We start from the raw sequence: 21,778 nt of genomic DNA, 5'->3' as shown, positions 1-21,778 counted from the left end.
TTCCGTCGTCGAAGGAGTGGTTTCCATGTCGTGTTCTCTGTGGTTGCGCAGGCTAATGTCCTGCGCGGTGTTCTTCTTGCTGCTCGGTGTTCTGCCGATGGGCCATGCACAAACGCGTGCACTCAAGTACGCCGGCGTCAATTTGTCGGGTGCGGAATTTGCGTCATCGAAAAAACCTGGCGTCCTCAACAAGGACTACATGTATCCCGCCAGCACCGATTACAGCTATTTCGCTGGGACCGGAATGAACGTGATTCGCCTGCCGATCCTTTGGGAACGTCTGCAACCTGCCGCACGCGGCGAGCTGGATTCGGCGCAGCTGGCACTGGTGCAGCAAGCGGTGGCACGCGCCAAGGCATCGGGCATGTATCTGGTGCTGGATATCCACAACTACAGCAAGTACTACGGTTATAAAGTGGGTGGGCCGGAAGTGCCGCTCGCCACCTTTGCCGATCTGTGGCAGCGCCTGGCGGTGATCTTCAACAGCGATAACGCCGTGATCTTCGGGCTGATGAATGAGCCCAACAACATCTCTGCCAGCGAATGGGCCGGTGCAGCGCAGGCAGGCATCGATGCGATCCGTGCCACCGGCGCCAACAATCTGATCCTGGTCCCGGGTGCGCTGTGGACCGGCGCACACAGCTGGCACTCGCTGACCAGCGATGGGTATTCCAATGCAACCGCGTTGGCATCGATCAGCGACCCGCTCAATCGCTATGCGTTCGAAGTGCATCAGTATCTGGATGCCGATTCCAGCGGCACCTCCAGTGTCTGCGTTAGTGAAACCGTCGGCGCCGATCGCCTGCGTGCCTTCACCGAATGGCTGCGCGCCAACAAGAAGCGTGGCTTCCTCGGTGAGTTCGGCACCGCCAACAACGCCGTCTGCAATACCGCGCTGCAAGGCATGCTGGCCTACATGGAAAACAACGCCGATGTCTGGCTGGGCTGGACATGGTGGGCAGCGGGCGCATGGTGGAACACCAGCTACGCCTACAACGTGCATCCGAACAAGGACGGCACCGACAAGCCGCAGATGGTCATCCTCTCGCCGCAGGCCGCACGCGCTACACGCTGACACGATGTCGCATGCCCGCCTTTCGTAGGAGCGCCCCTGGGCGCGATGGAGCGTTACCGTGATCGGTAGGGCTTCATCGCGCCCAAGGGCGCTCCTACGGATTTTCTGCCTGAATTGCGACGATGACGTACTCGTAGCTGCGGTGGCAGTCATGGCAATAGATTACCGTCGGTGCACAGCGGCTCTCCGCTTGCTCACGCACGCGATCGTGCGCTTTCGAGGTCAACGACGCACTAGGCTGCAACGACCGTTCTCAGCGACCTCATGCGCGTTTGTAAACATCACGTGCAGCACGGGTGAACAGGCGCCCCCGGTTGTCAGCTAACTGAACTTTTGCAATGCATAAGGTCGCTTTTTCACCGGGCCGCGATCTGCCAGCGCCCAGCATGGACGCACTTCACTGCTAGGAGCACTCTCATGGCACAGCGTTTGATGACCACCGCGCTGGTTGGCGCACTTGCCCTTACCGCACACGGTGCGTTCGCGCAGGACGCCGCCAAGCCGGCCAAGGCGCTCACCTCTGCCGAAGTCAGCAGCATGTTGACGGCCAAGGGCTACACGAAGGTGCACGACATCAAGTTCGAGCACGGCGTGTGGACGGCCGATGCGCGCAGCGGCGACGGCAAGGATGTGGATGTGCGGATCGACCCGACCACCGGCCGCGTGTATGGCGACCAGACCACCTCCAAGATGAGCGAGGCCGATATTCGTGCAGCGCTCTCCACCAAGGGCTATTCCAAGGTGCATGACCTCAAGTTCGAAGATGGCCTGTGGAAGGCCGATGCCGAACAAAGCGGTGGGCAGAAGGTAGACCTGCACGTCGACCCGGAAGATGGGCACGTGGTGAGCGTGGATAACGATTGATCGCTCCCGCCTAACGCCTGCGCGCAGCAGACGCGCGGGATGTGCATTGCGATTTAGAGCAGCTATCAAAACGACTGCCCAGCCGCCAGGCGGGCGCGGCCGGGGCTCGGAATCGGCATGTACCGACGTACACACCGGTTCCTCCGCGCCGTCCGCACCCACCTGACGACTGCTCGCTACGTTTTGTTCGCCGCTGTTAGACTCGCCACAAACGAAGGGCCTCCATGCGGAGGCCCTTTTTTGTTCGGCGCAAAGTGCGGTCAGACGTTGGACTCAACGTGCCAGCGTTTCGCACTGGTTGTAGCAGACCGCTGCAGCCCCTGTCGCCACGCAGCGCGCGGTCACAGGGGCTGCCCGCAGCTCAGCGCGACGGCGCAGGCGCAGGCTTGGCGTCGTCCTTGGCCGCTGGCGCTGGCGCCGGCGCAGCGGCCGCACCCGGCTTGCCGGCCATCATGCGGTCGCGCGCGGCCTTGAACGGATTGCCCGCATACCAGTTGGGCCACTGCTGATCAGCCGCCACCTGCTTGCCCACGCCATAGACCGCCTGCAGGTCCTCGATGGTGCCATCGAGCTTCCAGGTGGCCGCGTCGTACTGATCGCCAGGCGCGTGGTAGCGGTTGCGGCCATAGTCCTCGGCGGCTGCGCGGCCGGCAGCAGTGCCGCCCTCGCGCAGGTCTTCGCCGCCGTCGGCGTACAGCGCCGGCACGCCGGCCTTGGCGAAGTTGAAGTGGTCCGAGCGGAAGTACGAGCCGCTCTCCGGCGTGGCCTCACCGTGCAGCGTGCGCCCCTGCATGGCGGCGATCGGCTTGAGGATGTCTTCCAGCTCCGAGCTGCCCATGCCCACCACCGTGACATCGCGTGCGCGCCCGGCCACCGACATCGCATCCAGGTTGATCACCGCAGCGATCTTGTCCAGCGGAAAGCTCGGGTTGGCCACGTAGTACTTGGAGCCCAGCAAGCCGGATTCTTCCAGCGTCACCGCCACGAACACCACCGAGCGCGCCGGCTTGGGATCCTGGTGCGCGAAGGCATCGGCGATTTCCAGAATGCCGGCCACGCCGGTCGCGTTGTCCACCGCGCCGTTGTAGATGTTGTCGCCGGTTTCGCCGTCGTGCTTGCCCAGGTGATCCCAGTGCGCCATGTACAGCACCGCCTCGTCGGCATGCGTGCTGCCGGGCAGCACGCCAACCACGTTGCGCGAGGACTTCTGGGCGATCGTGCTCTTCAGGTCCACCGACCAGCTGGCCTTCAACGGCACCGGCTTGAAGCCGCGCTTGCCGGCGTCCTTGTAGGCCTGCGCCAGGTCCAGCCCGGCGTCGGCGAACAGCTGCTTGGCAGTGTCGGCGCTGATCCAGCCCTGCACCGGCAGCCGCGGGTCCGGGTCGTCCTTGGCCGGCAGGTCGTACTGCGGGCCGGACCAGGAATTCTTCACCACATCCCAGCCATAGCTGGCGCCGGGCGTGTCGTGCACGATCAGCGCGGCGGCCGCACCCTTGCGCGCGGCTTCTTCGAACTTGTAGGTCCAGCGGCCGTAATAGGTCATGCGCTTGCCGTCGAACAACTTGGCGTCGTTGCTGTGGAAGCCCGGGTCGTTGACGAACATCACCACCGTCTTGCCCTTCCAGTCCTGCCCGGCGTAGTCGTTCCACTGCTGCTCTGGCGCATCCACGCCGTAGCCGACGAACACCAGTTCGCTGTTGTCGAGCTTGACCTCGGCCTGGCCGGTGCGCGTGCCCACCACGATGTCGGTGCCGAAGGTGAGCGGGCGGCTCTGCGCGCCACTGCGCAGGCTGGGCGCGGTGGCCGGGTCTGCGGTGGTTTCCACCATCGGCACATCCTGGAACCAGCTGTCGCCATTGCCCGGCTGCAGGCCGATGCGCTGCATCTGGTCGCGGATGTAGGTCACCGTTTTCTCTTCGCCCGGCGTGCCCGGCCCGCGGCCTTCGAAGGCGTCCGAGGCCAGCGTCTTGACCAGCTCGGCAAAGTCGCCGGTGGTCAGTTCCGGCGAGAAGGCGTGGCTGCTGACCGGTGCGCTGGGGGCGCTGTCGGCAGGTGCCTGCGCGCTGGGCGCGGTGGTGGGGTCGGCGGACTCACGCTTGCAGCCCGCCAACGCAACGGCGGCGGCCAGGCACAACACGATCTTGCGGGGCATCGGGACTCCTCGGTGCGCGGGGGTTCCCGATTCTAGGCGCAGGCGGTGGTGAGCGCGTCAGTCCTCCGGCGCCACATCGCCATCGAAGCTGCGCGCGGTGGCCCCGGTGACCGCGCCGATCTTGGCGCTGCGGTGCACGTACAAGGTGACCTCGCGTTCGAACTTCAGCGGGCCATCGACCACCGCATTCGGGCCGATGATCACGCGCGGCTTGCGGTTCGGCTTGAACGAGAAGCCGAAATTGGGCTTGGTGACCAGGATCCCGCCACGCACGTGCGAACCCACGCCCACGGTGATGTCGCCGTTGACAGTCTCGATGCCCTTGCCCAGCTCGGTTTCCACCAGCCCGATACTGCCGTTGACGGTTTCCACGCCACCGCTGATCTGGCTGCCGCGCTCGGCCAGCACCGAGCCGTTGACGGTTTCCAGATTGCCCGACACCACCACCTTGCTGCCCAGGCGGATGCCGCCGTTGACGGTGGAGACACCGCCGGTGCGGGCGCGCTCGCCAACCTGGATACTGCCATTGACGGTTTCCACGTTCTTGGTCTGCGTCGCGGCGCCGATCTCGATGGAACCGTTGACCGTTTCCAGGTCGCCGTAGGTCTTGCCGGCCTCGGCGCTGATGCGGCCATTGACCTTGCTGATGTCCTCATCGGCCCAGGCGCTGCCGCAGGCCAGGGAGAACACGAGGATCCAATGCGCGTGCTTCATGCTGAACCTCCCGCCGCAGCGGATGTCGGTAACGTGGCAGCGATCACACCATGCTTGGCTACAATCGCGCACCTGCCTGAAGTCACTGGAACTTTCGTTTGCCTCCTGCCGCCGCGCCATTGCCGCACCCGACCCGCAGCCCGCCCGCACGCGCATGGCTGGCCGCGGCCGTGTTCGCCTGCACGCTGCTGGCCGGCACCAGCGCCGGGGCGCAAAGCCAACGCGAGGCCGAGCGCAAGCTGCAGCAATTGCGCGACGAACTGAAAACCATCAGCGCCGACCGCCGCGACCTGGAGGGCAAGCGCGGTACCGCCGCCCAGCAGCTGCGCCAGGCCGATGAAAAAGTCGCCAAGACCGCACGTGCGCTGAGCGAGACCGAAACCGCGCTGCGCACGCACGAACAGAAACTCTCCGAACTGCAGCAGCAGCGCGCGCAGCTGCAGCGTGGCCTGCGCGAGCAACGCGTGCAGTTGGCCGCACTGCTGCGCGCCGCCGACCATGTAGGCCGCAACGCGCCGCTGAAGGTGCTGTTGTCGCAAGACACCGTGGGCGATGCCACGCGCATGCTGGCCGACCACCGCTACGTACAGAACGCACGCGCGCAGCGCATCCAGGGGCTCACCACGCAGCTGGAAGCACTGACCCAGGTCGAGCAGCAGATCACCGAGCGGCGCCAGGCGCTGGACGCCGCACGCGCACAACAAAAAGCACAGGCCTCGTCGCTGCTGAAAGACCGCTCGCAGCAGGCCGCCACCGTTGCGCAACTGGACACCCGCTATCAACAGCGCGCCGAGCGCGAGAAAGCCCTGGGCCAGGATGCCAAGGCGCTGGAGCAGTTGCTGGCCAATCTGCGTGCAGCCGCGGCCAAGGCAGAAGCCGAGCGCCGCGCGGCGGCCAAGCGTGCAGCCGCCGAAGCCGCCGCGCAGGCCAAGCGCGGCAAGACCGATCGCCCGGAACGCCCCGGCAAGACACCGCCCAAGGTCGCGGCCAACGCACCGGCGCCAAAGGTCGGTGGCCTGAGTTGGCCGGTGTCGGGCAACCTGCTGGCGCGCTTCAACGCCACGCTGCCGGATGGCCATACCAGCAAGGGCGTGCTGATCGGCGCACCCAAGGGCAGCACGGTCACCGCGGTGGCCGATGGCACGGTGGTGTTTTCCGACTGGATGACCGGCTACGGCATGATCCTGATCGTGGATCACGGCAACGGCTACATGAGCCTGTACGCGCACAACGACACCTTGCTGCGCGATGCCGGCGCCAGCATCAAGCGTGGCGAGGCCGTGGCCAAGGTCGGTAGTTCGGGCGGGCAGGGTGTGCCGGCGCTGTACTTCGAACTGCGTCGCAACGGCCAGCCAGTGGATCCTTCGAGCTGGCTGCAGCGCCGCTGAGTGGGTGGGGCGCCGCACTTATCTGGCGTCTGCTTACTGCATCGTGTTGCCGCTCACATGCCGGCAGTCCGCGGCGCCAGAGTGTTGCTGCGGACTGTCCCGACGGCAGCACCGCAGCAGGTCTCATCGCGCAGCCTTGCCGGTGCTTCGCCCGCACGCTGGCGTTGACGGCGATTCAACGCGGATTTACCGCTGCTTCGCGCATAATCCAGCCAGCGCCGCGCTGTGGGGCGTCTTCTCTCTTTTCGGAGTGCTTCATGCGCGTAGCCGTCCTGTCCGTTGCCCTATCGCTGGCCCTGTTCGCGTCGCCCGGTTGGGCACAGCAGGCCAGCCCCGCTGCCGCACCGGCCACCGCGGACGACCCGGAAGCCAACGAAGCCGCCGTCTCCAAGGTGCCGCTGGACGAGATCCGCCGCTTCGTGGCCGTGTACAACGCGGTCAAGCAGGCCTACGTGGACCCGGTCGAGGACAAGAAGCTGATGCACGCGGCCGTGCGCGGCCTGCTGTCTGACCTGGATCCGCACAGCACCTACTTCGATAAGGAAGACGCCGAGGCCTTCGACGAACAGGCCACCGGCGCCTATGACGGCATCGGCGTGGAATTGCTGCAGCAGCAGGACAACACGCTCAAGGTGATTGCGCCGATCGACGACACGCCGGCTGCACGCGCCGGGGTCAAGGCGGGCGATGTGATCGTGGCCATCGACGGCAAGCCGATCGACGCCAGCAAGGCAATGGAGCCGCTGCGCGGCGAGTCCGGCAGCAAGGTCACGCTGACCATCGTGCGTGACAAGGTCGCCAAACCGTTCGACATCACCCTGCAGCGCGAAACCATTCGCGTGGCCAGCGTGCGCAGCAAGCTGCTCGAACCTGGTTACGGCTACATCCGCATCAGCACCTTCCAGGCCGACACCGGCGCCGACTTCCAGAAGAACCTCAAGCAACTGCAGGCCGGCGGCAAGCTGCGTGGCCTGGTGCTGGATCTGCGCAGCAACCCGGGCGGCCTGCTGACCTCGGCCGTGCAGGTGGCCGACGATCTGCTCGACAAGGGCAACATCGTCAGCACCCGCGGGCGCATCTCCATCAGCGACGCCAAGTTCGACGCAACCCCGGGCGACCTGCTCGGCGGTGCGCCGGTGGTGGTGCTGGTGGACGCCGGCTCGGCGAGCGCGTCGGAAGTGTTGGCTGGCGCGCTGCGCGACAACCAGCGCGCGCGCATCATCGGCAGCCGCACCTTCGGCAAGGGCTCGGTGCAGACCGTGTTGCCGCTGGACAACGGCGACTCGGTCAAGCTCACCACCGCGCGCTATTACACGCCCAGTGGCAAGTCGATCCAGGCCAGCGGCATCGTGCCCGAAGTGATGCTCACTCCCGAACCGCAGCCCGGCGACGCCGACGTGCCGGCCAGCCTCACCGACTTCAGCGAGGCGACCCTGCCGGGCCACCTGCGCGGCGATGCGGAAGGCGAGGAGGGCTATAGCGCCGGCGACGTGCTGCCGGGCGATGGCCCGATCAACGAGGCGCTGGCCGAACTCAAGCAACCTGGTTCTGTTGCCAAGGCCCAGGCCGCGCGCAAGGCCAAGGCGCAAGCGCAAAAGCCCAAGGCCATCAAGCCAACGCCCGAGCCCAAGCCGGCCGCACCACGCCCGCCCGCCAGCGAGCAGACCACGCCGGCCGAGCCGACGGATAAGGCCAAGCCGGCGGCAGCTGTGCCGGCCGAACCGGTTAAATAAAAAATCAGTGTGGGGCGTGGCGGGTGTGTACTACACCCGCTGTGCAGTCGGTAAGTGGACTTACACATGAAAAATGGCCGCGCTCGAGCGTCGTAGAGTAGTTGATTATTTTTGACGCGAATGGCCTGAAGCAGTTGCACCAATTGCGTCATTAGCGCACCGCGTGGAACCACTTTCTAGGTGACAAGTAGGATTGGACATGCATCCATTTTCAGAACTTGCCACACGCTGCGCGGCCCTTACGCAGAGTCTGCTCGACGAGAAAAGAGCCCGCTTGCTTGTAGAGTTGCAGGACCATGGCAGCACTGCGTTGGTGAAGTCATCGCAGGCATTAGAGTTACAAGGGGCGGTGATTGTGGTTGGAATGGCAGCTATGTTTGATGCTGCGCTCCAAGACGCGTTGGACTGCGAGAATGGTTTCCAACAGGCCTTGAAGATCATAGAAGAAGCATGTGAGCCACATCTCTCCGCAAGATTTAGAGACGTGCAACTTGCAGTGAATGTGCTAAAGCACGGCAAGGGCCGCAGCTACGAAGAACTTCTTGCGCGCAGAGATCAGCTTCCCTTCCGTATTCGACTGGGAGATGAGTTCTTCAGTGAGGGTGATGTTTCTCAGCTCACCACACTCGTGCAAACAGATGCAGATTTTTTGAAATACTGCTCGGAAACGATAGATTTGGTTGCAGCAGTGATCAAAAAGATGCAGCCCTCCGCATGGGCCTAATGCAGCGTTTCGTTCGCGCCTACTGATGCGGCTTTTTGCACGTGAAGAGTCTGGGCAGCGGAAGCTTCCGACCTCTCCAATCGCTGATGTAATTCAATAGATCCGCGAGTACTTCGCCCGCGTCTTGATTACGTTCAATCATCAGAAGCACGCACGTTTACCTAACGCGCAACCAGCAACGCCTCAGGATTGACCAGGTTGCGCGGTGTGCCAGCAGCAAACGCCAGCACGTTGTCGAATGCGGCCTCGAAGTAGGCCGCGTAGCTATCGCGTTCCACATAGCCCAGATGCGGGGTGGCCAACACGCGCGGGTGTTGCAGCAGCGGGTCGCGCGCATCCAGGACCGGTTCGCGCTCGAACACGTCCACGGCAGCGTGCCCGGGCCGGCCGGCGTCCAGGGCCGCGATCAACGCGCCGGGTGCAATCAGTTCGGCGCGGCTGGTGTTGACCAGCAACGCATCGGGGCGCATGCGCAGCAGGTCGGCGGCGGTCACGTCATGCCGGGTCTGCGCGCTCAGGCGCCGGTGCAACGACAGCACATCGCTACGTTCGAACAAGGCCTCGCGGCTGTCGGCGATTGCATAGCCATCGCGCGCCGCCTGCGCGCACGACGCTTCACCGCCCCACACCAGCACCTGCATCCCAAATGCCCGCCCGAATCCGGCCACGCGTTGGCCGATGCGGCCATAGCTCCAGATGCCCAGCGTGCGCCCATGCAAGGTGCGCCCCAACGCGGAATCGCCCAGCGCCTGCCAACGGCCTTGATGCAGGGCGCGCTGGTACTCGGTCAGACGCCGGCTGGCGGACAGGATCAACGCCCAGGTCAACTCGGCCGGCGCGACCGGCGAGCCCACGCCCTCGGTGACCGCCACGCCGAACTCGGTGCAGGCCGCCACATCCACATGCGGGCCGATGCGGCCGGTCTGGCTGATCAGCTTCAATCGCGGCAGGCGCCGCAGCAACGTGGCGTCCACGCGGGTACGTTCGCGAATCAATACCAGCGCATCGGCTTCCACCAGCCGCTCGGCCCATTCGTTGGGATCGGTGGCCAGCGCGCCCAGCACCTGCACTTCATGGCCCTGCAGACGCTGCAGGCAGGGCAGGGCGCGCACGGCGCCCTGGTAATCGTCCGGCACCAGAATGCGCATCAGCGTGGCTTGGTCGGCAGCGGGAACGGGGTGACCACCTTGTCGCCGGTGGTGGCATCGCGGATCACCGACTGCCCCTTCTTTTCCACTTCCTCGATGCGCACGATGCTCTGCATCGGCAGGTGCAGCACCTTGGTGTTGCCGAACTCTTCGCGCAGGCGCTCTTCGGTGGGGTCGACCACCAACCCGTCATGCACGTCGAACACCAGCTCGCTGATCTGGTTGAAGCCCCACAGATGGCTGCCGGTGACGTGCTGGGCGTAGAGCTCGTACACCTTGCCGTGATTGAGGAAGGTGACCTTGTACAAGGGCTTGGACATGCGGCGATTATAGGCGCAGGGCAGGGCGCTAGAACCCGTGGCGCTTGCGCAGCCGCCGCGCGATCGCCGCGCGCACATACAACCCATAGACGATGCCGAACACGAAACCGGCGATGTGCGCAGACCACGCCACCATGCCGAACGCCGGGCCGATATAGGCAAACACCACCTGCAACACCGCCCACGCACCGATCAACAGCGGCGCCGGCACGCGGATGAATTCCAGGAACACGCCCAGCGGCAGCACCACGCCAAGCTTGGCGCCGGGAAACAACGCCAGATAGGTGCCGATCAACGCCGACACCGCGCCGGAGGCGCCGATGATCACCCGGTCCGGCGTGCCGATGGCGAAGATCGCCGCCAGGTTGGAGGCCGCGCCGCCCAGCAGGAACAGCAGCAACAACCGCCAGGGCCCGAGGATGCGCTCGGCCGGCAGCCCGAAGATCAGCAGGAACACCAGGTTGCCCAACAAGTGCGACCAGTCCGCGTGCAGGAACAGCGCGGTGAACAGGCGCAGCACGCTGCCGTCGCGCAAGGTGGCCCACCAGTCGCCGAGATTGGAGACGCCGCTGGACAGCGCGCCCCAGTCCAGCCACAGCGTATTGCGCGCCTCGGTGGGGCGGCTGATCGACCACAGATAGGCCAGCCAGACGGCCGCGAACAGCAGCGGCACCGCCCAGCGCGGCGCGGATTTCTTGCGGGAGGGGATCGAGACAAACATCGGAGTGGCACAATAGCGGGTTCACCGTCCTGAACCCACCCCTAACCTGACCGGGCTGATAACGCGCACTTCGTTATTGTTCGGTTAATCGTCGTGGTTATACTGCGTACGGCGTCGTATGTCGGGGGGGGGTCTCCGGCGCGCTCCAGGGCCATGTTGGCCACTGGGCGCGGGCGCTGTACCGACCACTGCAGTCTTTATTCCGGAGAGCAACAACTCATGTCTACCGCTTCCACTCTCAGCCGCGCCACCTTGCTGGCCGTTGGTATTGCCGGCGTGCTGGCCGTTGGCCAGGCACACGGTGCCGCCTTCCAGTTGAAGGAAAACAGCGCCAAGGGCCTCGGCCGCGCCTTCGCAGGTTCGGGCAGCGCCCCGGACGACGCATCGATCATCGCCAACAACCCGGCCGGCATGCGCCAGCTGGACGGCCGCCTGTTCCAGGCCGACGTCAGCGCCATCAGCTTCTCGGCCAAGTACCAGGGCGAAGGCGGCAGCTACGCCAACGGCGCGCCGATCTCCGGCGGTAACGGCGGCGACGCGGGCATGATCGCGCCGGTCCCGGCAGCGTATTTCCACGTGCCGTTCGGTGAAAACAACAACATGCACCTGGGTACGTCGCTGACCGTGCCGTTCGGCTTCAAGACCGAATACGACCGCGACTGGACCGGCCGCTACCACGGCACCAAGACCGAGCTGCAGGCGATCGACTTCAACGTCGCGTTCTCCTACGACGTGAACCCGTACGTGTCGTTCGGCGCCTCGGTGTTCGCCGAGCGTCTGGATATCGACTTGGGCAACGCGGTTGACTTCGGCAGCGTGCTGGCCGCGCGTCGCGTGCCAGGCTTCGCGCCGGGCAGCGCCGATGGCTATTCGCGCATCAAGGGCGACAGCACCGAAGTGGGCTTCACCCTCGGCGGCTTGTTCAGCATCGATGAGAACACCCACATCGGCTTCAGCTACCGCTCGGAAGTGGAGCACAAGATCACCGACGGCGATGCCGACTTCACCGTGCCGGGTAATGCCGCTGCAGTGTTGGGCGTCGCCGCACCGGGCACCTTCATCGACACCAAGGGCCGTGCCACCGTCAAGCTGCCCGCCAGCGCCACCGCCAGCTTCACCCACAACGTGAACGAGCAGTGGTCGATCATGGCCGACGTCACCCGCACCGCCTGGAGCAAGTTCGACCAGGTGACCGTGGACTTCGCCTCCAATCAGCCCAACAGCGTGCTGGACTTCTCCTACCGCGACACCACCTTCGCCTCGATCGGTGCCGACTACCGCATGAGCGAAACGCTGACCCTGCGTGGCGGTGTGGCGTATGACCAGACCCCGACTACCGCCGAGCACCGTGACGTGCGCGTGCCGGACGCGAGCCGCAAGTGGGTGTCGCTGGGTCTGAGCTGGCGTCCGTCGCAGCAAGCCGAGTACAACTTCGGTTACACGCACCTGTTCACCAGCGATCCGACCAGCGACACCACCACTGCCACCGGCAACGCGCTGGCCGGCAGCTACAAGGTGCACGGCGACGTGCTGGCCGCATCGATCAACTACAAGTTCTGATCGCTGCTGCTGCATGACGTACGAAAAACCCCGCTTCGGCGGGGTTTTTTGTTGGGCGCAGGCGTCTCATGGCCTGGATTCGAGGTGCCGTGGCAAGCTGGCATCTGTGAGCTGGCGGAGCCGTAGGGCGTCGCCTCAATGGGCCGTTTGCTTTGAGGCGCGGCTGCGAATGCGCTGTAAAAGTCGATCAAAGCCCGAGCACTGTTTTCCTGGTTATGGCAGCAGTACATCGCGCTACGGCGTGGCAGATAGCGACGCGCGCACTGGCACGCACGGGAGCTTGGCGATGCAACATCCAGGACCTCCCCATGTCGGCGCGAAGATCCCGGCCGAAGGTTAGTGCAGCGCAACCGCACCGCCGACCTTGCGCGCATGCGCAACAGCCACTTTGCTTTTACGGAACAGGCGAGTTGCGCGACCTCGCGTTGCAGCCAGTGATGCATCGTCGCTCCTGCATGTTGGTCGCTGATTGCGGTGCGCCGCCGCGGGCATCAACACCACGACCAATGGCACGACATCGCTCTGGCCTCGCCGTGGCGCAGCGCAACGATCATCGTCGCTGCGCAGACGCCGCGTGCGTGAGCGTGCCGCACCGGCAGCCAGAGCTGTGCAGCACAGCGACGACGTTGCTATGGTCCTGCGTATGGACCAACCCGACTTCATCCAGATCACCGACGATGCCGTTTCGCGCGACGACTGCGCGGCGATCGTGCAACGCATGCGCGACAGCCAGCAGCTGCAGCCGGGCCGCATCGGCAGCGGCGTGTTCCCGGACCTCAAGCACAGCCGCGATCTACGCATCAGCGGCCTGGCCGACTGGGCGGCGGTGGATAGCCGTCTGCAACAGGCCGTCTTCGAGGGCCTGCTCCGCTACCTGCGGCAGTATCCGCAGGCGTTGATTTCGCCGTTGATGCTGCAGGTCACCACCGCAGACGGCACTCCGCACCGATTGGTCGCCGAGGACATCGCGCAGATGAGCGATGCGGCCTTGAGCGACCTGGCGCGCACCTGCCTGCGCCCGGGCGCCATCAACCTGCAGTGGTATCTGGCCGACCAGGGCGGCTACCCGTACTGGCACTGCGAACTGTATCCGCGCGACGCCGGTGCCGAGACCCTGCACCGCCATTTGCTATGGACGCTGTATCTCAACGAGGAGTTCGAACAGGGCGAGACCGAATTCCTGTTCCAGCACCGCAAGGCGCGCCCACGCACCGGCAGCCTGCTGATCGCCCCCACCGCCTTCACCCACACCCACCGCGGCAACCGCCCGGTCGGCGGCGACAAGTTCATCGCCACCAGCTGGATTTTGTTCCAATCGGCGCAGGCGCTGTACGGCGGGGAATAGGGAATCGGCAATGGAGAATCGCACCAGCAGACCTGCGCTGTTGCGGTGGCTATCGCCGTTGCGAATCCCGATTCCCCACTCCCGATTCCCCGCTCTAAAACAGCTGACCCTGCGGCGAGTCCTTGACCGGTTTGGGCGGCGGTGCAGGGCGGCGGAATTGTTCGGTATCCAACGGCGGGGCGCGGCGGGTGTCGAAGCCGGCGCGCCGATGCGCCAGCGCGAAGCGGCGCGCCAGCAGATCTGCGTACACGCCCTGGCCGCGCATGCGTGTGCCGAAGGTGCTGTCGTAGTCCTTGCCGCCGCGTAGCTGGGCGATGGTGCTCATCACGTGCTCGGCGCGCTGCGGGTGATGGGTCTGTAGCCACTCGCGGAACAACGGCGCCACCTCGTGCGGCAGGCGCAGCAGCACGTAACCGGCACTGCTGGCGCCGGCATGGGCGGCGGCCTGCAGGATCGCTTCCAGCTCGTGATCGTTGATCCACGGAATCACCGGCGCGGCCATCACCCCGACCGGCACGCCGGCCTCGTGCAGGCTGCGCATCGCGCGCAGGCGCGCATGCGGCGCGGACGCACGCGGTTCCAGCCTGGCCGACAGATGCGGATCCAGCGTGGTCACCGAGAAGTGCACATTGACCAGGCGCGCGCGTGCCAGCGGCACCAGCAAATCCAGATCCCGCGTGACCAGGGCGTTCTTGGTGATCAGCGTGAACGGGTGCCGCGCCTCCCACAGCACTTCGATCAACTGCCGGGTCAACCCGCGCTTGCGCTCGATCGGCTGGTAGGCGTCGGTGTTGATGCCCAGTGCGATCGGGCTGGGCACGTAACTGGGCCGCGCCAGTTCGCGGCGCAGCAGCTCCGGCGCATTGGTCTTGGCGAACAGCCGCGTTTCGAAATCCAGCCCCGGCGAGAGGTTGAGGTAGGCATGCGAGGGCCGTGCGAAACAGTAGCTGCAGCCATGTTCGCAGCCGCGATACGGATTGACCGACTGCGAGAACCCGATGTCCGGCGACTGGTTGCGGCTGATGATGCTGCGCGCGGTCTCGTCGGTGACCTGGGTGCGCAATGCGGGCGGCGCGAACTCGTCGCTGTCGTCCACGTGCCAGCCATCGTCCACCGCCTGCGGCGTGGTGACCTCGAACCGTCCGGGCAGATGGCCGGTCGCACCCCGGCCCTTGATCGCGCTTGCCATGCCGGCATGCTACGGCGGCCGCGTCTCACCTGCTGGGATCAGCCCGCTGCACGGATAAAGGTTTCAGCCTTCGTGTTCGATGTGCTGCCTGCAATGTCTGGGTAGAACGCTCGCCTCGGCAACGGGCACTGCAGCACGACGTTCGGTCGGCCCCATACCGAAAACAAGACGTGGCTTCGCTCATTGAGCCCGAATCCCCAGCTCGCCCGCGCATGTGCTGCCAGGATCGCCAGGGCAGCAGCCGGCAGTCATCGCAGCAGAGCGTGTGCGCCGTAGAATCCGCGCATGCTCGCACTTGCACAGGGCGCGTGGGATTGGCTGGCCGACATTCCCCACCTCAAAGCGCTCCTCTTCGCCGCCTACGTGCTGTATCTGCTGTGGATCGTCAGCTGGATCATCCTGCAGAAGCGCGAGCCGGTGGCCACGCTGAGCTGGGTGCTGTCGCTGGCCGCGCTGCCGTATCTGGGCCTGCTGATCTACTACTGGCTGGGCCCCCAGAAGGTCAAACGCCAGCGTCTACGCCGCGGGCGGTCGCGTTCGGGCATGGAAAGCTACAGCAGCGTGTGTCCGCCCGATGCCGATTGCACCGAGCTGGCCAAGATCGCCCAATCCACCACCGGCCTGGCCCCAAGCAGCGCCACCGAAGCGCTGTGGCTGGTGGATGGCGCGTCCACCTATGCGGCGATCATCGAGGCGATCACGCGCGCGCGCGACCACATCCACCTGGAGTACTACATTTTCCAGCCCGACCGCAGCGGCATGCCGATCTGCGAGGCCTTGATGGAGCGCGCGCGGGCGGGGGTCAAGGTACGGCTGTTGATGGATGCGGTCGGCTCCTCGGCGATGACCCGGCGCACCTTGCGCACGCTGCGTGCGGCCGGCGTGGAGACCGCCTGGTTCCATCCCACCCAGCTGCTCAAGCCGTTCAAGCGCCCGTGGCTGAACCTGCGTACGCACCGCAAGTTGATCGTCATCGACGGCCGCATCGCCTTCACCGGCGGCATCAATGTCACCGACGAAGAGAACGAACAGGTTCGCCCCGACGCGTTTCGCGACCTGCATGTGCGTCTGCAGGGCCACGTGGTGCGCAGCCTGCAGCTGGTGTTCCTGGAGGACTGGCTCTACGCCACCCGCCAGGCCAAAGGCGCCTTCCATGGCCAGCAGCTGTGGCCGGAGGATGTGCCCACCCGCAAGCAGGGCAGCATCGATGCGCAGGTGCTGGTGTCCGGCCCGGATTCGTCCTGGGAGGCGATCCACCGGCTGATGGTGGCCGCCATCCATGAGGCCAGGCATCGGGTCTGGCTAGTCACGCCGTACTTCGTTCCGGGCGAGGCCGCGCGCATGGCGCTCACCTCTGCGGCGCTGGGCGGGCTGGACGTGCGCCTGCTGATTCCGCGCGTCAGCGACTCGCGCCTGGTCACCTATGCTGCGCGTTCGTATTTCGATGAACTGCTGGAGGCCGGCGTGCGCATCTACGAGTACGGCCCGCGCATGCTGCACACCAAGGCGCTGATCGCAGACGACGATGTCTGCATCGTTGGCAGCGCCAATTTCGACAGCCGCAGTTTCCGGCTGAACTTCGAGCTGTCGATGCTGTTCCGCGACCAGGCAGTGGCCGCCGAGCTCGCCGGCATGATTGGCACCGACATGGCCCAGGCGCAGGAGGTGCGCTTCAACCTGCGCCGGCCGTTCTGGCGCTCGCGCCTGCCGGAAGCCTTCGCGCGGCTGCTGTCGCCGCTGCTCTGACCACCGCGCTGCGCCCCACGTGGAACCACGCCGGGCGCAGCGCTACACTGCCGCCACTCAACGGGGAGCTCGTCATGCACTGGCTGTTTCTGCTTATGGCACTGGGTGCGCTGGTGCTGGCCTTCAGCACGCCGCACGTGTGGTTGCTGGTGGTGTCGCTGCTGGTGGCACTGCTGCTGTTGCTGCTGTGGACCCGCGGCTGGTTCGCCGTACGCATGGGCGATACCCAGCGCGACACCGGCAGCATGATCGATCCAGCCGAACTGCGCCGGCTGCGCGAGCTGGCCGAAGCCCGCAAGGCCGCTGCACTGGCTGCCGCACGCGACGGCGAGCCGCAGGCCTGAGCAGCACGTGAGCACTCACCTCAGCGTCAACGTCAACAAGATCGCAGTGCTGCGCAATTCGCGCGGCGGTCTGGACCCGGATGTGGTGCAGGCCGCGCGCAGCTGCATTGCAGCCGGCGCCCAGGGCATCACCGTGCATCCGCGCCCGGACCAACGGCATATCCGCGCTGACGATGTCTACGCGCTCAGCACACTGACGCGCACGCATGGCGTGGAATTCAACATCGAAGGCAATCCGTTCGCCCCGCCGCGCGCCGGCTATCCGGGTTTGCTGGAACTCTGCCAGGCCACGCGGCCGCAACAGGTCACCCTGGTGCCGGATGGCGACGGCCAACTCACCTCCGACCATGGCGTGGATTTCGCCCGCGACGGCGCGCGGCTAGCGCCGTTGATTGCCGCCTTCAAGACTCTCGGCTGCCGCGTGAGCCTATTCGTGGATGCCGGTAATCCTGAGATTGCGCAGGCGGCCGCGCTGGGTGCCGATCGCATCGAGCTGTACACCGGCCCGTATGCCGAGGCCCATCAACACGGCCAAGCGCAACCGTCCCTGGCCCTGTTCGCCGGTGCCGCCAGGCGTGCCCACGCGGCCGGCCTGGGGATCAATGCCGGCCACGATCTGTCTCAGCACAACCTGGCCGATTTTCTGGCCGGCGTTCCCGGCGTCCTGGAGGTCTCGATCGGCCACGCCTTGATCGGCGAGGCGCTGTATCAGGGCCTGGAACCGACCGTGCGCGCCTACCTGGCGATCATAGCTAACGGCGCAACCACAGCCGCCTAGGCACGGGATTTAGCGAGCCGCGCGCAGTCCACGCAACATGCAGCTGCGCGGCGTCATGGGCGCGCAGCTGCGGGACTTACTGCACGAAACTGATCCGGTTGACCTGCGCGTTCTTGGCCGCCGCCAGCACCTTGGCCAGCACCGCGTACTGCGCGTCAGGGCTGGCGGTGATGCGCAACTCCGGCTGTTGCTGGCCGCTTGCCACCTGCATTTCTTCGCTCAAGCGGGCCTGCAGTTGCTGCAGCGGCAATGGGCTGGCGTTCCAGAATACCTGGCCGTCGGCATCCAGCCGTAAGGCGATTGGTTCGGGCGGCGCGGCCTGCACCAACTGTTGCGGCGTGCGCTGTGGCAGATCCACCACGATCGGCCGGGCCAGCATGGGCGCGGTCGCGATAAAAATGATCAACAACACCAACATGACATCGACCAATGGCGTGACGTTGATATCCGCCAGTGGCTCCCGGTTCCCTGTCGTACTGAAAGCCATGACCTGCCTCCCGTGCTGTGGTTGTGGGTGCTGCACGATCGAGCATACACCCGGGATTGCGGGTTGGAAGGGGCGGGGCAGCTGTGGCTCACATAGCGCATCGGCCGCGCAGTCGAGCTTGCGATGCGTGCAATCGCGCTTCGCCCAAGCACTTTCGTACCCACTCAGCCCGTGCCTCTCCGTACTCGAAATGGCCATGAGCTTTTGGAGGCGGCAACACGATGTTGCCAGCATTGATGGACTCAGCGCCGACTAGGCATCAGATTCTATGTTCAAGAAGAGGTTGCCCGAAAGGCGGATGCGTTTCGGTGGAGTGGAAGTGCGTTTCTAAATGGATGTCAGGTTTGAATGTATGAGCGTCCGCAGATCGCATGCGAACGCCGCTCGGCATGTCATCCATCGCTTCACTACTTACCCATTGGATGGCGCTTGCCGCTTGGGTGTTGCCACGGCCGACGCCAGCAGGTGGCGCGTATTGGGCGGAATCAGGTTCTAACGAAACTGCATGCTCCGTACTTCGAGAGAAAGTACGCTCAAGACGAATGACGACCAGACTTGGAGCGGAATGTGCGGACACGCACGTCAGGTTTGCATGTGCGAGCGTTCGTCGATCTCATGCGAACGTCGCTCTGCATGTCAGCTCATCAAGGCATCCCATCAAGCCACTGCACACACGTTCGAATGCACGTGTCAGCTGTTTGGTTGGTCATGGAAATCGCAAGAACGAGTCACAAGCTCGTTGCGTGTGCGCGGCACTACTTAGTGCATCTCTGTGTGCAAACGCATTTCGGCGATAACGCACGACGTTTGATGCGATGCGATAAAAGCGATCTGCAGCTAGTGCGATTGCTTGCCAACGCATCGCAACGCACGCCTTTTCTCAAGACTCGCTTGATAGGTACGCAGCGCAAGATGCCTTGAGTATGGCCTGCATCAGACGCACCGCTGCACCTACAGAAACACCAGCAGCGGGCGATGGCTGCCAATCAACGCTTCATCAGCGAGGTCGTTTCAACATCGCATCGCTGCCATCCGCACATGTGGATCAACAACAACGCATCGATTGCATCCACTATTTGATTGGCAGCATCGAACGTGCATGCGCAGCACCCTTCCGTCATCACCGCACACAAAAAACGCCACCGTTTCCGGTGGCGTTTGCAGTCGCGTCATGACTGTTGTGTTGCGGTCGTGCGATGTCTTACTGCATGAAGCCGATTTTCTTCATCTGCGAGTTCTTCGCCGCGGCGAGGACCTTGGCCATCACCTCGTACTCAGCATCCTCGTTGGCATCGATGCGCAGCTCCGGCTGATTGGTCGGATCGGCCTGCACCACTTCTTCCATCTTCTGCTGCAACTGCGCGACCGGGGTCGGGCTGTTGTTCCAGAACACCTGGTTGCTGGCGTCGATCCGCAATTCGATCGGCGGCGGCGGTTCGGTCGTCTGCGGTGGCGGGTTGAGCACCCGCTGCGGCAGATCCACGGCGATCGGGTAGGTCATGATCGGCGCGGTCACGATGAAGATGATCAGCAGCACCAACATCACGTCCACGAGGGGCGTGACGTTGATGTCGGCCATTGGGCCGCGGTTTCCACCGGTACTGAATGCCATGGCTTACTGCCCCTTCTCTTTGGTTGCAACGAAGCCGACGTCCAACATGCCCTGACCCTGCGCGATCTTGGTGATCTCGTTGATCGTACGCATCTTGGTGGTGCGGTCGCCGCGCAAGTTGAGCGGCGGTTGCGGGGTCTGCTGTGCGGCGGTGGACAGGCGCGACTCCAGGGCTTCCTTGGAGATCGGCTCGTCGTTCCAGTACAGCGACCCGTCTTCCTTGACGGCCAGGGTGATCGGTGCGGCGCGCTTCTCCGCATCTTCCTTCTGGATCAAGTTGGCCTCTGGCAGCTCCACCTTGACCTTGTGGGACATCAGCGGTGCCGTAATGATAAAGATGATCAGCAGCACCAACATGACGTCCACGAGGGGCGTCACATTGATGTCGGCCATCGGGCCGCCGCTGTTTCCACTACTGAAGGCCATAACGGGCTCCGTCTAAATCGTTGCGAAGGCGTTCTTTACTACCGGATTAGCGAACGCGCGAACCGGTTGCGAAGAAGTCGTGCAGGTCGTGGGCAAAGGTGTCGAACTTGGCGATCACCGAGCTGTTGACCTTGGAGAAGAAGTTGAACGCGAACACGGCCGGGATTGCGACGAACAGACCGATCGCGGTCATGATCAGCGCTTCACCCACCGGGCCGGCAACGGCGTCGATGGAGGCCGAACCGGTTGCACCGATCTTGATCAGCGCGCCGTAGATGCCCCACACGGTACCGAGCAGACCGACGAACGGCGCGGTTGCACCGACGGTCGCCAGCAGGGTCATGCCCGACTGCAGCTTGGTGCTTTCGCGGGTCACGGCCTGACGCAGAGCGCGGTCGACGAACTCCGAACGGCTCAGGCTCTCGCCCATACCGCCGGTGCTGCCTTCGGCACGCTGGTGGTGCGCAGCAGCTTGGGCTGCATCCAGTGCGATCTTGGAGAACGGCTCGGAAGCCGGCTGCTCTTCCATAGCGCGGATGGCGTCCTGTGCATTCGGGGCATCCCAGAACGCGGTGGTGACGCGGTCAGCCGCGCTCTTCAGACGGGTGGCGCGGAAGATGTTGATGACAGTCCAGTACCAGGAGGCAGCGGACATGGCGATCAGGGTGATCAGAACGACCCAGGACACGGCGAAGTCGCCGGGGCTGGAGGTCATTTCGGTGATCAGGTGCTCAAAGCCCATCTGCGAAAGAGCGGCCGACGGATTGGAGCCCCCTGCAGCGGCGGCGATAACGAATTCCTGCAGCATGACGCTTACCTTTGTTGTGTGTGGTGATGAAGGGTGGAGCGAAAGGAAGACAGGATCCTGGGCCGGCCGCAGCCGGCCCGTGGGATCAGTTCAGAGCAAAGTTGACCGGAACGCGGACGCGGCCGGCGGCTTTCTGCCCATTGACAGTGGAGGCGTTGAACTTCCACTTGCGTGCTGCGTCCATCGCGGCACGGTCAAGGTCGCGGTTGCGGCTGGACTTTTCGACCGACACATTGGTCACGTTGCCGTTGGCATCCACATCCACGATCAGGATGACCTCACCTTGGACACCGGCACGGAATGCGGCCGGCGGGTACTTCGGTGGGTTCATGTTCTTGGACGAGATATCGACGCTGGCACCGATGTCACTCGGTGGAGCCGGCGGAGCTGGCGGGCTCGGCGGCGTGACGATATCGCTCGGACGCGGTTCGGGAACGTCGACCACCGGAGCTTCCGGCGGCGGCGGAACCGGTGACGGCTTCGGCGGCGACAGATTCTTGACCGGCGGTGGCGGCTTGTCTTCCGGCGGCGGCGGCGGCGGCGGCGGCGGGGGAGGAGGCGGTGCATCCACCAAGGTGACCATGGTGGTGCGCTCCTTCTCGGCCGGAGCCTTCGGCGCGACTGCAGGGATCAGCAACATCATC

General features: G+C 64.8%; 21 protein-coding genes and 1 other RNA gene. 11 read left to right on the top strand and 11 right to left on the bottom strand.

The features are described from left to right. Positions 1-25 precede the first annotated feature (25 nt). The 3 genes from QRM60_RS09745 to QRM60_RS09735 all read left to right on the top strand — a co-directional run bounded on the left by QRM60_RS09745 (position 26) and on the right by QRM60_RS09735 (position 2,131). Positions 26-1,075, top strand: coding sequence for a glycoside hydrolase family 5 protein (locus QRM60_RS09745; protein ID WP_285446086.1), 1,050 nt, complete (start codon positions 26-28; stop codon positions 1,073-1,075). 417 nt (positions 1,076-1,492) lie between these two features. Then, positions 1,493-1,939, top strand: coding sequence for a PepSY domain-containing protein (locus QRM60_RS09740; RefSeq protein ID WP_014505953.1), 447 nt, complete (start codon positions 1,493-1,495; stop codon positions 1,937-1,939). 117 nt (positions 1,940-2,056) lie between these two features. Then, positions 2,057-2,131, top strand: a non-coding RNA gene (locus tag QRM60_RS09735) — sX9 sRNA. A gap of 169 nt (positions 2,132-2,300) precedes the next feature. On the opposite strand, the gene QRM60_RS09730 is transcribed toward QRM60_RS09735, so the two are convergent. Both QRM60_RS09730 and QRM60_RS09725 read right to left on the bottom strand, forming a co-directional pair. Further along, positions 2,301-4,091 carry a M28 family metallopeptidase gene (locus QRM60_RS09730; RefSeq protein ID WP_285446085.1) on the bottom strand — a complete coding sequence of 597 codons (1,791 nt, stop codon included), beginning with the start codon at positions 4,089-4,091 and terminating at the stop codon, positions 2,301-2,303. Between the two features lie 57 nt (positions 4,092-4,148). Continuing rightward, positions 4,149-4,805, bottom strand: a complete 657-nt coding sequence (locus QRM60_RS09725) for a hypothetical protein (RefSeq protein ID WP_070689153.1) — start codon at positions 4,803-4,805, stop codon at positions 4,149-4,151. A 158-nt stretch (positions 4,806-4,963) separates the two neighbouring features. Between QRM60_RS09725 and QRM60_RS09720 the strand changes: the two genes are divergently transcribed. The 3 genes from QRM60_RS09720 (at position 4,964) to QRM60_RS09710 (ending at position 8,650) form a co-directional block, all read left to right on the top strand. After that, positions 4,964-6,193, top strand: coding sequence for a peptidoglycan DD-metalloendopeptidase family protein (locus QRM60_RS09720; RefSeq protein WP_323487183.1), 1,230 nt, complete (start codon positions 4,964-4,966; stop codon positions 6,191-6,193). A 257-nt stretch (positions 6,194-6,450) separates the two neighbouring features. After that, positions 6,451-7,926: a S41 family peptidase gene (locus QRM60_RS09715; RefSeq protein ID WP_228944229.1), complete on the top strand. Its 1,476-nt coding sequence runs from the start codon at positions 6,451-6,453 to the stop codon at positions 7,924-7,926. A gap of 199 nt (positions 7,927-8,125) precedes the next feature. After that, on the top strand, positions 8,126-8,650 hold the full coding sequence (locus QRM60_RS09710; RefSeq protein WP_115557156.1) for a hypothetical protein: 525 nt from the start codon (positions 8,126-8,128) through the stop codon (positions 8,648-8,650). 161 nt (positions 8,651-8,811) lie between these two features. Here the strand turns inward: QRM60_RS09710 and QRM60_RS09705 are convergent, their stop codons facing one another. The 3 genes from QRM60_RS09705 to QRM60_RS09695 are packed head-to-tail and all read right to left on the bottom strand — an operon-like array spanning position 8,812 to position 10,839. After that, positions 8,812-9,798, bottom strand: a complete 987-nt coding sequence (locus QRM60_RS09705; protein WP_014505945.1) for a D-2-hydroxyacid dehydrogenase family protein — start codon at positions 9,796-9,798, stop codon at positions 8,812-8,814. Continuing rightward, positions 9,798-10,118, bottom strand: a complete 321-nt coding sequence (locus QRM60_RS09700; protein WP_011035277.1) for a DUF1820 family protein — start codon at positions 10,116-10,118, stop codon at positions 9,798-9,800. The genes QRM60_RS09705 and QRM60_RS09700 overlap by 1 nt, the downstream gene beginning before the upstream one ends. 28 nt (positions 10,119-10,146) lie before the next feature. Further along, on the bottom strand, positions 10,147-10,839 hold the full coding sequence (locus QRM60_RS09695; protein ID WP_012436869.1) for a rhomboid family intramembrane serine protease: 693 nt from the start codon (positions 10,837-10,839) through the stop codon (positions 10,147-10,149). Between the two features lie 219 nt (positions 10,840-11,058). Between QRM60_RS09695 and QRM60_RS09690 the strand changes: the two genes are divergently transcribed. Next, positions 11,059-12,399: an outer membrane protein transport protein gene (locus QRM60_RS09690; protein ID WP_042595433.1), complete on the top strand. Its 1,341-nt coding sequence runs from the start codon at positions 11,059-11,061 to the stop codon at positions 12,397-12,399. Between the two features lie 643 nt (positions 12,400-13,042). Continuing rightward, positions 13,043-13,744 carry a 2OG-Fe(II) oxygenase gene (locus QRM60_RS09685; protein ID WP_285446121.1) on the top strand — a complete coding sequence of 234 codons (702 nt, stop codon included), beginning with the start codon at positions 13,043-13,045 and terminating at the stop codon, positions 13,742-13,744. 94 nt (positions 13,745-13,838) lie between these two features. Here the strand turns inward: QRM60_RS09685 and QRM60_RS09680 are convergent, their stop codons facing one another. Then, positions 13,839-14,933, bottom strand: a complete 1,095-nt coding sequence (locus QRM60_RS09680) for a PA0069 family radical SAM protein (protein ID WP_285446084.1) — start codon at positions 14,931-14,933, stop codon at positions 13,839-13,841. 285 nt (positions 14,934-15,218) lie between these two features. Between QRM60_RS09680 and cls the strand changes: the two genes are divergently transcribed. The 3 genes from cls (at position 15,219) to QRM60_RS09665 (ending at position 17,801) form a co-directional block, all read left to right on the top strand. Continuing rightward, entirely contained in the window at positions 15,219-16,679 is a 1,461-nt protein-coding gene (gene cls, locus QRM60_RS09675) for a cardiolipin synthase (RefSeq protein WP_076038001.1), read from the top strand. Between the two features lie 74 nt (positions 16,680-16,753). Continuing rightward, positions 16,754-17,023 (top strand): hypothetical protein, encoded by a 270-nt coding sequence (locus QRM60_RS09670; protein WP_115541431.1) that lies wholly within the window; start codon positions 16,754-16,756, stop codon positions 17,021-17,023. A gap of 7 nt (positions 17,024-17,030) precedes the next feature. Continuing rightward, a complete protein-coding gene (locus QRM60_RS09665; protein WP_285446083.1) occupies positions 17,031-17,801 on the top strand; it encodes a pyridoxine 5'-phosphate synthase in 771 nt (256 codons plus the stop codon). Between the two features lie 76 nt (positions 17,802-17,877). On the opposite strand, the gene QRM60_RS09660 is transcribed toward QRM60_RS09665, so the two are convergent. From QRM60_RS09660 to QRM60_RS09640, 5 genes are all read right to left on the bottom strand, one after another. Continuing rightward, positions 17,878-18,288, bottom strand: coding sequence for a biopolymer transporter ExbD (locus tag QRM60_RS09660; protein ID WP_285446082.1), 411 nt, complete (start codon positions 18,286-18,288; stop codon positions 17,878-17,880). 1,201 nt (positions 18,289-19,489) lie between these two features. After that, positions 19,490-19,900: a biopolymer transporter ExbD gene (locus QRM60_RS09655; protein ID WP_011035269.1), complete on the bottom strand. Its 411-nt coding sequence runs from the start codon at positions 19,898-19,900 to the stop codon at positions 19,490-19,492. Positions 19,901-19,903: 3 nt separating this feature from the next. Beyond that, positions 19,904-20,326 carry a biopolymer transporter ExbD gene (locus tag QRM60_RS09650; RefSeq protein ID WP_011035268.1) on the bottom strand — a complete coding sequence of 141 codons (423 nt, stop codon included), beginning with the start codon at positions 20,324-20,326 and terminating at the stop codon, positions 19,904-19,906. 46 nt (positions 20,327-20,372) lie between these two features. Beyond that, positions 20,373-21,134, bottom strand: a complete 762-nt coding sequence (gene exbB / locus QRM60_RS09645; protein ID WP_011035267.1) for a TonB-system energizer ExbB — start codon at positions 21,132-21,134, stop codon at positions 20,373-20,375. Positions 21,135-21,219: 85 nt separating this feature from the next. Continuing rightward, entirely contained in the window at positions 21,220-21,777 is a 558-nt protein-coding gene (locus QRM60_RS09640; protein WP_014505935.1) for an energy transducer TonB, read from the bottom strand. Position 21,778: the final 1 nt, after the last annotated feature.

It is taken from the genome of Xanthomonas sp. fls2-241-TYG-148, assembly GCF_030208815.1.
GTDB classification, from domain to species: domain Bacteria; phylum Pseudomonadota; class Gammaproteobacteria; order Xanthomonadales; family Xanthomonadaceae; genus Xanthomonas; species Xanthomonas campestris.
The sequence above is the reverse complement of the archived record's forward strand: the minus strand, read 5'-3'. Positions and strand labels throughout refer to the sequence as shown.